Here is a 12,521-nt window from a genome sequence, read left to right as displayed (position 1 = left end):
GCATCAAAAAAATGTATCAATGAGCATTAGAAAACACAATTGGACCAAAGACGAAATAATCGCCATATATAATAAACCCTTGATGGATTTGCTGTATGAAGCAGCCACAATTCACAGAGAAAAACATGACCCGAATGTGGTTCAGGTTTCTACTTTATTATCCATCAAAACGGGAGGCTGCCCTGAAGACTGTGGTTATTGTCCGCAGGCAGCACGTTACAATACTGGAGTAGAAGGAAATGACTTGATGAGCGTGAGTCAGGTAAAAGCACAAGCTTTGCGTGCAAAATCTAGCGGATCTTCTCGTGTTTGTATGGGAGCTGCCTGGAGAAACGTAAAAGACGGGGAAGAATTTGACCAAGTTCTAGAGATGGTTCGTACCATAAACAAACTAGACATGGAAGTTTGTTGTACTTTAGGTATGATTACCGAAAATCAGGCGCAACGTTTGGCAGAAGCAGGTTTGTATGCGTATAATCACAACTTAGATACTTCTGAAGAATATTATAAAGATGTTATTTCGACACGCGGTTTTGAAGACCGTTTGCAAACTATAGAAAATGTTCGTAAAACCAATGTTACGGTTTGTAGCGGAGGAATTATCGGCATGGGAGAAAGTATCGAAGACAGAGCAGGAATGCTTGTGGCACTTTCTACCTTAAATCCACAACCAGAATCAGTGCCGATCAATGCATTAGTTGCCGTTGAAGGAACTCCGATGGAAGAAGAAAAACCAGTTGAAATCTGGGAAATGATTCGTATGGTTGCCACCACGAGAATTGTAATGCCAGATACTCAGGTACGTTTGTCTGCAGGAAGAACAAACATGAGCAGAGAAGGTCAGGCAATGTGTTTCTTTGCGGGTGCCAATTCTATTTTTGCCGGAGACAAATTATTAACCACTCCCAATCCTGATGTGCAGGAAGACATGAAAATGTTTGAAATGTTAGGATTGATTCCACAAAAACCTTTTACCAAAGTTTCGCAGCCACAAACTGTAGAAGCTGAGGATTCTCAATTCGCTCCATTGGGCGAAAAACCAAAATGGTCCCGACCAGGGCATACAATCGAAAGAAACCTTGAAGCTTCTGGAAAAACAAAAGCTTAAAAAATACTTTTACTATTAACAAAAATGCTTTTGACTCGTATCAAAAGCATTTTTTTTGATTTAAATATAAAAATAAAAAGGATTGATATTCCGTCAGAATACTATTTTTTGTGTCTGTATTTTACCTCCTTCTTTTTTTATTTTAAAAATTAAAACTTGATTTCTAGGCTTCAGATTAGAAACAACAACCTTGTTTTGGTTGGTTTGTTGTTCGAAAATCAATCTTCCTAACCCATCATACACGAGAATTTTTTGAATATTGAAATCGAAAGATTCTACAATAATTTCTTTTTGAGATTGATAAATAATTAAAGTATTTTTCGTTTTTTCAAACGTATTTATAGCCAAAGTTTTCTCTGCAAACCGCAATACAAAACGGTCGTTAAAAATTCCTTTTTGAGAGACAAAAGTGTATGGTTTTTCTTTTAGATTGCAAATAACATTTAGTTTTTTGTCTTGCAGATACACACTTTTCTTTTCAAAAAAAGCATCTTTTTGATCTAAAGTAATCGTAAAATTTTCTTCGACAGATGTTTGATAGCCTAACGGAATCACATCTGAAGTTTCAAATGGAAGACCTCTCGCCTGAATAACGAAATTCTTCCCTTCATTAATGCTGTAAAAATCAACAAAAGCATTGGTATTAGCGCTTGGCTCATCATATTTTCCGTCATAACCATTAGAAGCATCTGAGGCATATCCTAACAAAATTTGTTTGAAAGCACCTTTATTGCTGTCCAAATTAAGCCATATTCTCCTCTTTTCAGAAGTTGCTTTGTTCGGTTTTGAGGTTTTAAAAAATTGATTGTTTTGATCGGCTGCTGCTATTCGCATACTATTATCAAAAAAGACAGTTCCATTAGCCATTGCAGTAACCAAAAAAGACTGGCCTGATACAACTTTACCATTCGGAATTTCCCCACCAGATTGCGCTTTGATTCCGCCCAGCGCATTATAAGCCGCATAATCATCAGAAGAGTAAACATAAAACTTTCCGTTTGGTGCAATTCCCGTATTGTGGGTCCAAAATTTTATCGTTCCGCCTAAAAAAGCATTTTTTTGAAGAAAAACATCTGCATCAATTGCCGAAGGATAAGGATTTCCTACCAGATATTTTTTACCCTCAGAAACTGTCTCTCCATTGATTGTGCCGTTGTTGGGAACCCCTTTAAAAACGGCTGTATAGGTTTGAGCCTCTGTAGTTGAATAACTTTGCGGACCTCTTATGGCGTAACCAATTGCGTTTTTCATACTACTTTCTTTATCTTCGTAAATCCATTTGCCGCTAAAAGAGAGCAATTTATCAGGAAGAGTTTCTGGCGAAACATCCCCAAGTTTAAAGTCATGCACCGGTGACGACCAATAGGTATAATCAAGCCTGCGAATGGGTGGTGTAATTCGCTTGAGATGTACCATTCCTGTATTAGTTATATCATTATCCGACTGATAAAGAGAAGCCGAATTTTCTAAAACTAAAGTTCCGGCACCTGTATAATTATAGGTTAATGATAGAGAATTATCAGCCAGAAGCGTGACTATTTTTCCTGAATCTATAGCGCAACTGCAAGCGTTTGTGGTCGTGAGAGAAGCATAATCATCTTCAAAATAAAGTTCCTTCCCCGCAGACGGAAAACCACGTGACCATGAGTTATGGCTCCACGTCGTACCATCTGTACACAGATACAATCGGGCAATTCTATGTTTTGCACTACCAGAGACAGAGTTAAAATTGCCTCCAATCAATAATTTTTGATTGGTGGTCAAAGTCATCGCAAAAAGAGTACTATTCAAATAAGACTCAAAAGCAGTATCGCGCGCTCCCGTAGACAATGTCCTTAAAATTCGGAACGATTGCACTCCGTTAAACGTTCCTGAAAAAGTACCTCCAACCAAGATTCGATCATTTGGCTGTATCAAAATTGCCCTGACATCCCCTTTACTAAAACCAGAGCCTGACTCAAAACTTAAGTCTAAATTTCCGTTGGGTAATAATCGTGTAATCCGTTTTTGAAGCACTCCTTTATAGGTTAAAAAAGAGCCTCCCACTATTATTTTGTCATCCGATTGAAAAGCAATAGCATACACATTTTTATCAAAACCAGCACCAACCGCAAAATCTGTATCGATCGTACCATCTGCATTTAAACGTACAATATGCGGAGACAAAACCCCATTAAAAGTAGAAAACCTGCCTCCTGCTAAAATTTTTCCATCCTGTTGAATAGCTATTACATCAATAATAGCATCTGCTCCTAAGCCTGTATTAAAACTTGTATCTGTACTGCCATCAGGCATCAACCGCACAATTCTGCCTACGGTCTGATTATTAAACTTGGTAAAATTTCCAGCCACAATGATTTTTTGATCGGGCTGAATCGCCAGTGCATATACGATACTATTGGCTGCGGTACCGGTATCAAACGTAGCATCAAAATCTCCGTTAGGCAAAATCCTAGCCAGCCTGCTGCACAAATTGCCATTATAAGTTGTAAAATTACCCGCTATTATAATTTTACCATCCTTTTGTTGAACAGCGTTTCTAATCGTATTATTGGCTCCGCTGTTACCAACATTAAAATTAGAATCTGAAGAACCATCTTCTAAAAGACGCGCAATTCTGGATGACGGATGATTATTAAACTTTGAAAAGCTACCAAAAACCATACATTCTTCATTTTCCAAAGGGAGAATTTTTAAAACCGAATTATCAAAACCAACTCCGGGAGTTAGAAATCCGACATCAAGAACGCCTCCAGAATCGATTTTTGCTAATCTACCCTGATTCTGACCTTCAAAAGCAGAAAACGAGCCACCAACAAACCAAAAATCATCTGCTGACTTCGCCAAAGTTAAAACAGACGAAGAAGCGGGACCAGCACCGATATCAAAATCAGATTTTAATGTCCCGTCAGGATTTAAAAATACCAATCTATTGACCGCAATACCTTTATATGATCCCGTAAAAGCACCTCCAACCATAATATTTCCGTTGTCGTCAATTTTCACGGTATACAAAGTATCATCACCAAAACCAGAACCCGACTGAAAACCTGAATCAATCATACCATCCGGAAGGAGTCGAACCATTCTGTTGACAGCAACTCCATTATAATGCAAAAAAGTACCCACGACAACTATTTTTCCATCCGTTTGCAAATCAAAAGCTGTTACTTTATTATCAAAACCATCTCCGATATTGAAACCATCATCAATGCTTCCGTCTTGATTTAAGCGAACCATACTGTTTTTATTCTGATTGTTAAATTTGGTGAAAGTTCCGGCCAGAATTATTTTGCCATCGGGCTGAATAATTACTTTTTCGATCAATGAATTGGCTCCTACTCCTGTCGAAAAAGAAGCATCCAGAGTTCCGTCCGGTAAAATTTTAGCGATGCGAGAAGCAGTACTGTCTCCAAATTTTGTAAAACTACCCACTACAATTGCGCTTCCGTCTGGATACAAGTCAATGTCGTAAACGATATTATTTAGACCTGAAGCGGTAGAAAAAGCCGCATCTAAAGAACCATCCTGATTAAGTCGCACCAATCGATTGACGGAATTTCCAGAGAATGCCGTAAAAGAACCACCAACGATAATTTTGCCATTGGGTTGAATTGCAATCGCATATACTTTATTGTTGAAATTTCCGTTTAGATTAAAGCCAGTATCTATTTCTCCATCAGGATTTATCCTTTGCAGATAAGGAAATGACCCTCCGTTAAAATTTAAAAAATCTCCACCAACAATCAAATTCCCATCTGCCTGCAACGCTATTGCTCTCACGGTATTATCAAAACCATCCCCAATCAAACCATTATCATAAGTGTTAAATGTAGGATCTATTTTGCCTTGTTGTGCCTGAGTACTTTTTGAAAAAAGACAACAGGCAAAAACAGCCACAACCACTAATTTTTTCATCTACTACATGTTTTTATTTCATTAAATTTAACAAGTGTAAACTTTCAAATTTAAAATTTAAAAAGCAATACCCACATTTAGTGATATTTATGTAAAGGATAAAAAAAATCCACTTGCTTTTGGCAAGTGGATTTTTGAATGTACAATTATGTTTTAGAAAACAATCTTTTTAGTAGTTTCAAAATCATTGTCTAAGACTACTTTAACAAGCAACATTTGATTGCTTGATGGTAGTCGCTCGATGGATAATGAAAGATCTTTAACCTTCGTTTTTTCATACAATAACTTTCCTGAGATATCATAAACATAAACCGTTTTGATGTTCTCAGAAGCGCTCGAAACTTTGATTACCTGATCTTTTACCGAAACCACAACACCTGTCTGATCTGCCTCAAAATCTCCTGTACCCAACGTTTTGTTGGTGTATTTAAGTGCAAATCTTTCTTTGAAAGTTCCTTTAGCAGTAGTAAAAGTATAGGCTGATTCTTTTAAATCATGTACAACATTTAATACTTTGTCTTCTAAATACACATTTTGAGAATCCAAATCACCTTCTGTATGATCGATTGCAATAGTAAAACTGCCATCGATAGTCGATTTGTATCCTAATGGTACAATATCGTTGGAAGCTAACGGATACGCACGACCTTGGATCGCCAAACTTTTGTTGTCGCTTAAGCTATAAAAATCTGCAAGCGTGTTGGCGTTGCTGGTTGTTCCGTCGTATTTATCTTCGTAACTGTTGCTGGCTCCATCAACATAACCAATTAAAGCTTGTTTAAAAACACCACTTCGGTTACTAAAATTAAGCCAAACTTTGGCATCTGTATTATTTTTACCCGTTTTGAAAAATTGCGAATTATTACCGGTATCTGCTTTACGCATTCCGTTATTAAAAACAATTTGCGATGGGCTCTCTCCTGCTCTTACTTTTACCATTATCGCTTGTCCAGCAGCAATATAACCATTTGGTATTGCACCACCCGATTGCGCTGCAGTACCACCTGTAGCGTTGCAAGAAGCATAATCTGTTGAGGTATAAATATACCATGAGCCTGATGGCGAGATATTAGTGTTGTGTGTCCAGAATCTAACAGTTCCCTCTAAAAACGGGTTGGCGGCTAAGAAATCTGTTATTTTTATCGCTGAGGGATAAGGATTACCCACAACATAACTTTTTGCTGCAATTACCGATTCGCCGGTTACAGGACCGTTGTTTGGAATTCCTGTAAATCTGGCTACAAACGACACTCGGTTAGTATCGTGAAACGATTGTGGTCCACGAATAACATAACCTTTTCCTGGCAGCATCACATTGGCATTATTCTCATAAAACCATTTTGAATTCGCTCCATCAAAAGTCAAAAACTTATCACCCAAAGTCTCTGGTGAGAATCCCACCATTGTTTGGCCTGTAACGGGTGACCCGTAATAGGTATAATCAAAACGATTGATCAGCGTGTTACGCTCATAGACAATATTACCTGTGTTCTGAACATTGGTAGTTTGCATCAAACTTGATTGATCTTTGAAGTTTAAAGTACCTGCCGAAACTTTCAAAGCATTAACGAGCGTTAATACATTAGGCCCTGCTATGTTTACCGTTCCTGAATTTACCTGACATGAACAGCCTAATAAATTGGTTGATGAAGTATAACTTCCATTAAAAACAATATTCACATCCTCACTATTTGGAGCGCCATGATCCCAACTTGAACCATTCCAAGTCGTGCTCAATAACGCTTTTACTTCTATCGAAATAACATTAGAAGCTCCGCTGTTACCACAACCTGAAACCGCTACAACACGGTAATAATACGTTTTTAATGCCGTTAACCCTGTAGCGACATACGTCGTCACATTACCAACATTAAGATTATTATATCCTGATACCGGGATTGTAAAAGCATTATCCTCGGCTATTGTCAGTACATAACTCGTAGCATTAACAACACTTGACCAATTGGCCGTAAAACCATTACAATTTGGCGAAGTGGCCGCTGTGGCTAATGGAGCTCCCGTTACAACAATAGTAGCAACATTAGAATAAGCAACTGTACAACCGTTGCTTTGCACAACAGCTCTGTAATAGGTTGTCGCACTTAAATTTGTTACTGTTAATGTAGTAGTTGTATTGGCAATTGGAGTTCCAGCTGTTGCAAAATTATCTGTTGAAGACTCCCATCGTATCACTGATCCTACGTTTCCAGACAGACTAAACGTAGTAGAACTAGTTGTTGCTGCATGACACGTTGAGCTTCCTACTACAAGAGTACCGTTGGTTACTAAACCAAGAGTTCCTCCTACACTAACCGGATAAGTCGTTATTGATACCACATTACTTACATTGAAAGTGCAGCTAAAACCAGGAGAATTAGTTGCATTTACAGTGGCTATTCGTCTGTAGTATCTCACTATATTACTGCTTGTATTATTTGTTATAGCAGCAGGATCATACGTTCTCAATGTCCCGTTGACAGTAATATCTGTATAGGTAACATTATCCGTAGAAACTTGCCATTGAAAATTAACATACGGGTGCTCCATATTACCATCTTGCTCATTGTATTGCAAAGATCCATTTATTAATGCAGGATCTCCACCACTACAAAAATTCACAGTTGCGGGTGCCGTGATAGTATTTGATGCAGCATTAAAAGGCTGAATATCAAATTCTGTAACATTAGCCCCACCATTTTCATAATAGTCAAACACCAAATTTGCGTTGGCAGTTAGATTTACCAGAATATAGTTGTACGTTGTAGAACCTTGCTCTACCCATCGGTCAAAAACCTTGTTGGTTGGCGTTGTGGTTCCACTTGGATCAACAAAAAGTCGTACTCCGTCATCACCTGTAATTCTAATAACATAACAACCAGGCGTTTTTGCCGATTGCATTCTATAACGCACCGCAAAACCTTCTGCATAAATAGAAGCTCTTTGTACACCATTTGAAAGAACCGGAATACAAGCGGCATCACCTCCGAAATTGGCACTAAAAGATTCTGTTAGTCCAGCGGTGTAATAACCCATATAATTTGCATTTGTAAACGGTGCCGGTGCAATTCCTCCTGCATTGTAAATATGTCCGATCCAAGAACCTACTCCAGAAGCAATTTGCGAATCCTGAGTATTCCCGATACTATTCTGAACCAATGTCATTGTACCAGTGCCAGTTCCTCCACAATTACTTGACAACGCAACTCTTACCTGACCCGAGAAATTAGCAGTCCAAGTAATAGAAGTTCCGCTGGCACCTGTTGCATTCACTGGGGGACTAAAATTTCTATTTGAAGTATCCAACAAAGTTAAATTTTCATTAGATCCAAATATATTTGGAACAGAAAAAGTATAATTAAAACCATTTATTACATTAACCAAAGCATACTGACCCGCAGCAACAGACAGCGTCTGAGTATCTGTATTGTCTTTACAGAAAGTAATTACACCACCAGCCTGAGCAGTAGGAGTTGGAGGCGTAAATCTGAAAACTTGCCCGTTTGCTGGCTTCGCAGATATATTACTAGTAAATACATTCGCTTGTGCAGTAGCAGTATTCGTTCCATTATTTAATGTCAAATAAGTATCATTAGCATCATAAATACCAATTGTTGCTGAACCACTAGTTATAGCATTTGCTCCTCCTGTGTAGCGATATTCAATAACATTTGTGGTTTCGTACAACCAAATTTGAAAAGAAATAACATCAGGATTTGATTGAAAATTCCATCTTTGCTGATACCATTCTACTTTAAAAACCCTATTCGGTGCCGTACCCGTAACTTCATAATGAGGTCGGGTCACATTTCTTAAATCATCCCATAAAGGCATTAGTATAGGCTTGGAAGTTGAAGCATTAGCAACAACATTCTCATAATCTTGGGTTCCTGTAACAGACGAAGAACCAAAAGTCAACCAACCGTTACTTGAAACCTTAACTTGCGAATAATCAGCACCACCAAATCGAAAAGAAAAAGGAAGTGTGACTGCACCAGAAATAGCATCGTCATCATCATTATTTGGAAATCCTGGGAAATTGGTTCCTGTAAAATGGGCGTAGGTTACGTTAGTTGTAGTGAGGCAATAACTACTGGCTGACTGTCCGTAATTGCTAAAAAAAACAAAAAACAGCAGTGTAGAAAAAAGTAATTTTTTTATCATATCATAACATTTAAAAGTACAACAATTATGATCTTAAAAAGGGACCGTTTTTTTATGACCACATAGCGAAATTTTTGTTAAAAATATAAATTATTATCAACATAAAGTCAAAAAATAAAAATTTTGTCAGTGCAAACCGATAAGCTACGTTAAATTTTAATAAATAATAAGTTATTACCTTCAATAAATTGATCTTATAAAACTTTTCTTAAGCTAAAAATCCTACACAAAAAACACCTCATAAACAACCAGTTGCATTTGATAAGTATCTAAAATTTTACACAAAAAAAACCCACTTGACTTAACAAGTGAGTTTTTGATTTTATTTTAAAAAAAATTTATTTTTTTTAGAAAATAATCTTCCTTGACGTTTCGTAATTGTTCTCTAAAATAACTTTTACCAACAAAACCTGATTTTCAGACTGCAGACTTTCTATAGATAATGAAGCATTATCGACTCTATTATTTTCGTAAAGTAAACTACCCGAAATATCGTAAACAAAAACAGTTTTTAGATTTTCTGATTCGCTGGCCAACTGAATGATTTTATTATTTACGGCAACTACAACCTCATTTTTATCTGCCTCAAAATCATGTGTCCCCAGAGATTTGTCACTATACTTTAAAACAAATCTTTCTTTAAACGTTCCTTGTAATGTAAAAAACGTGTAAGGGCTTCGTTTTAGATTATGAAAAACATTCAGTAATTTATCGTGCAGAAATACATTAACATCTGCCGTGTTTCCTTCTGTATGATCAATGGCTATAGCAAAACTACCCGTTATAGCAGATCTATAACCCAATGTCACGGCATGTTCAGCAGTCCAGGGTAAAGCAAGTCCTTGTATCACCAAATTTTTTCCGTCACAAATACTGTAAAAATCCGCATACGGATTGGCGTCCATCGTGGTTCCGTCATAGCTATCTTCATAACCATTGGTCGCCCCTGGAACATATCCAATCAATATTTGTTTAAAAATTCCGTCAGGATGAGTAAAATTCAACCAAATTTTTACTTCTGGATTCTGTGTTACTGAAGAATTAAAAAATACTGAACTATCATTTGCATCAACCTTTGGCTTATCATTAAAAACAATAGGACAAGCGTTTATTCCTTCTTTTTGTTTTAATGCTTTCTCAGCTGGAATACAACCATTCGAAAATCTATCTTTAATTTTTGATACACCGCATCCGGCTTCGTACAATGGAATACCATCAGAATGAAAATAATATGATGACAAACTACTTCGGTGTGACATATCCGTTGAATTTCCTGTTGCTACGCTCGAACGGTAGGTAGAAGCATTAGCAAAGGAAGTTAGCAGTACCAAAATGGCACAAAATAATCTACGATAATTTTGTTTTAGCACCATAAAAATTTGAGGAAGAACAAAGCGTTGCATTAAGAACGCAGAACGGAGGGGGGCTTTTTTGCTCATAATATTAATTTTGGTTAGGTTCAATCTTGATAAAAACCTTCTAATCTTTAGTCAGAAGCTAGAATAAAAACACAAATAGAGCACAAAAACGACATTCAAAATTTCAATTATCTCTCAAAATCAAGATAACTTCTTCTTTAAAAAACAAAAGATACCAATCGCGGCATACTTCTTTCATAAAATCAATAAACGAAAATGATACAATTTGTTTATGCTTCAAATTTTACATAAGTACATGCAGAAAATTCAAACAGCAACAAAACAAGGCAATTAACACATCTTTACTTTATTAATAATAAAAATAAAGTTAAACAAAAAATTTAAAACAAACAATACAAAATTTACTATTTTTTAATATAAATTTTGCCTTATTCAAAACCCTATTGACTTCACAAGGGAGCTTTTGATTGAATTCTTAAAATTTATTCGTTTTTTAGAAAATAATCTTTCTTGAGGTTTGGTAATTGTTTCTTAAAATAACTTTTACCACCAAAACCTGATTACCAAATGGCAAATTTTCTATAGTTAATGAAGTAGTATCAATTTTATTTTTTTCGTAAAGCAACTTTCCGGAAATGTCATAAACAAAAACATTTTTTAAATTATCTAATACACTCGCTAAGTGAATTGTTTTGTTTTTTACTGTGATTACAACTTTATTTTGATCTGCTTTAAAATCTCCTGTTCCTAATGAGTTGTCAATATACTTCAAGGCAAATCTTTCTTTAAATGTTCCTTGCAATGTGGCAAACACATAAGGAGTTAATTTTAGATTATGAAAAACATTAAGCAATTTATCATGCAGAAACACATTAACATTCTCGACATTCCCTTCTGTGTGATCAATGCTTATTGCAAAAGTGCCCACTATAGCAGATCTATAACCTAATACTACAACATCATCCTCCGTCCAGGGTAAAGAACGTCCTTGTATCACCAAATTTTTTCCATCACATATACTATAAAAATCCGCATACGGATTGGCGTCCAAGGTAGTTCCGTCATAGCTATCTTCATAACCGTTGGTCGCTCCTGGCACATATCCTATTAATAATTGCTTGAAAATACCTTCAGGATGCGTAAAATTCAACCAGATTTTTACTTCGGGGTCAGCCTTTTTCTTCTTTAATATCTCAGATTGTACGCATGCAATAAAGGGATTTGGCATCACTATTCCAGATTCTGCTCTTGTACATTCGAGATTATAAGATGAATCATTATGATAATAAAAACAACATGATAAACTACTATGGTTACGTTTACAAAACAAGAAGGTACCGCCATTTAGTTTATCCATTTTCATTGTTTTGAATGTAAATTGATTACAATAATAAAATCCTTTAGTAAAAATTTCGGCATCCTTAAAATTATCTATCATAATATCAGACGATACATCTGCGAAATTTCCTGTTGCTACACGCGAATAATAAGTCGCAGCATTGGTATAGGAAGCTATTAGCAATAAAGTGACACAAAATAATTTACAGTAATTTGATTTTTGCACCATCGAAACATAAGAAAGGAAGAATCGCTCCAATAAAAATTGGGCATTAAAAAGTGATTTTTTGTGCATGATAAGAGTTTTAAATTACAATTCAATCTTGGCAAAAAAGTCTTTTAAAAGGCGAGTATCTTCTAAACGGGTAGAAGTTGAAATAACAACATTAATTTGGGCATAAACAGAACATAATGAATTCGTGCTATACCTGTATTCAGGACAACACTTTTTAATGGTAATAAAAAAGACGAAAAGAGGTACTGATGGTGGCGTACTTCTTTTACAAAAATCAATAAGTAGAAATTATAAATTGCACTTATCAGTTGTCATGTTTACATAATCGCGAACTGGGGCTTCACGTAAAATATGTAAGAAATGCAGAAAATTAGCTTGTAGG

At 36.2% G+C, this 12,521-nt stretch carries 5 protein-coding genes; 1 reads left to right on the top strand and 4 read right to left on the bottom strand.

Translation table 11 applies throughout. The features are described from left to right. Nucleotides 1–19: 19 nt before the first annotated feature. Nucleotides 20–1,108, top strand: coding sequence for a biotin synthase BioB (gene bioB, locus J3495_RS08090; RefSeq protein WP_210666053.1), 1,089 nt, complete (start codon nucleotides 20–22; stop codon nucleotides 1,106–1,108). A 93-nt stretch (nucleotides 1,109–1,201) separates the two neighbouring features. On the opposite strand, the gene J3495_RS08085 is transcribed toward bioB, so the two are convergent. From J3495_RS08085 to J3495_RS08070, 4 genes are all read right to left on the bottom strand, one after another. After that, complete coding sequence (locus tag J3495_RS08085; RefSeq protein WP_210666052.1) at nucleotides 1,202–5,026, bottom strand: delta-60 repeat domain-containing protein; 3,825 nt, start codon at nucleotides 5,024–5,026, stop codon at nucleotides 1,202–1,204. Between the two features lie 153 nt (nucleotides 5,027–5,179). After that, on the bottom strand, nucleotides 5,180–9,187 hold the full coding sequence (locus tag J3495_RS08080; RefSeq protein ID WP_210666051.1) for a T9SS sorting signal type C domain-containing protein: 4,008 nt from the start codon (nucleotides 9,185–9,187) through the stop codon (nucleotides 5,180–5,182). 347 nt (nucleotides 9,188–9,534) lie between these two features. After that, nucleotides 9,535–10,626 (bottom strand): T9SS sorting signal type C domain-containing protein, encoded by a 1,092-nt coding sequence (locus J3495_RS08075; RefSeq protein ID WP_210666050.1) that lies wholly within the window; start codon nucleotides 10,624–10,626, stop codon nucleotides 9,535–9,537. 433 nt (nucleotides 10,627–11,059) lie between these two features. Beyond that, nucleotides 11,060–12,199, bottom strand: a complete 1,140-nt coding sequence (locus J3495_RS08070; RefSeq protein ID WP_210666049.1) for a T9SS sorting signal type C domain-containing protein — start codon at nucleotides 12,197–12,199, stop codon at nucleotides 11,060–11,062. Between the last annotated feature and the right edge of the window lie 322 nt (nucleotides 12,200–12,521).

Source organism: Flavobacterium geliluteum (assembly GCF_017948595.1).
GTDB lineage: Bacteria > Bacteroidota > Bacteroidia > Flavobacteriales > Flavobacteriaceae > Flavobacterium > Flavobacterium flavipigmentatum.
Note: the sequence above shows the minus strand (reverse complement) of the source record. Positions and strands in the feature narration are given on the sequence as shown.